General features: G+C 67.0%; 1 pseudogene. It reads right to left on the reverse strand.

The window, feature by feature from the left end:
* Positions 1-105: 105 nt before the first annotated feature.
* Positions 106-999: pseudogene (locus ACZ5CR_RS47200) on the reverse strand (tyrosine-type recombinase/integrase); the annotation flags it as partial.
* Positions 1,000-1,055 lie beyond the last annotated feature (56 nt).

A 1,055-nucleotide genomic window follows, 5' to 3' on the forward strand; every position in this document is an offset into this window, starting at 1 on the left:
TGGCCAGAGCAACGCACTTGTAATGCGTAGGTCGTCGGTTCGAATCCGACAGGGGGCTCCCTAGAACCCCAGGCCGGACAGTGGTCCGGCCGGGGGTTTTGTTGTTCAGCGGACGCGACGACGGCGGCGGGAGCGGGCGGCGCGAGTGTCGGGGGTCTCAGTTGTGGTCTCAGTGGGGCCCTGAGAGGGGCCGGGCGGCGGGCTCTGCGAAGGGCTCGGAGCGGGGCTCTGCGGATCGGGCACGAAGAACTCGCCCATGCGCCGCATCGCGTCCTTCGACAGGTGAGACCTGCCCTTCACGTAGCGGCGGGTCTGGCTGATCTGGGTGTGCCTCAGGATCTCCATGATCGTGGGCATGTCGATGCCCAGCTCGTTCAGGATTGTGCCGGCCGTGTGGCGACTCCCGTCGTACAGACGGCGGTCGTCGATCCCGGCTTCTGCCAGCAGCTCCTTGAATTCCTCGTAGTCCTGTCGAGGGTCGAGGGGGCGACCGTCCGGCCGCGAAAACACCACGTTGTGCTCCTCCCACAGCTCGCCAGCCGCTGCCCGCATCGCTTGCTGTCGGGCCTTGTGGTCGTGCAGGAACGGGATGAAGACGGGCGGGATGGGAACGGCGTTCCGGCTCTTCTTGGTCTTGGGCCGGGTGTAGACGAGACCGCCCTCCTTGCGTTTGGGGCAGGTGCTCGCGTGCCTCGTGCATGTCTTGGTGCAAGGCTTCGGGCAGCCGCGCTTGTAGCCCTCGTGCCTGGCAGAGCCCGACGGGCAGGGCTCGAAACGGTGGAGGCGCCCTCCGCAGGCGTGCGGGTCTTCGCAACCATGCCGCCACGTGAGGCGCTGGAGTTGCCATTCGGGGCGGAACAGCTCGGCTTCCAGGTCGACGTAAGGCCACCGCAGACCGAGCGTCTCGCCCTGCCAGAACCCCATGCCCACGCCGACGATCCACCGCATGAAGGTGGGCCGCTTCGAGGCCGCCTCGAGGAACGCTTTCGCCAGTTCACGCGGCATACAAGGCTCTCGAAGCTGAGGGGCTTGTTACTTCGTCGCGTGGGCACGGC

It is taken from the genome of Streptomyces sp. NPDC031274 (assembly GCF_055570235.1).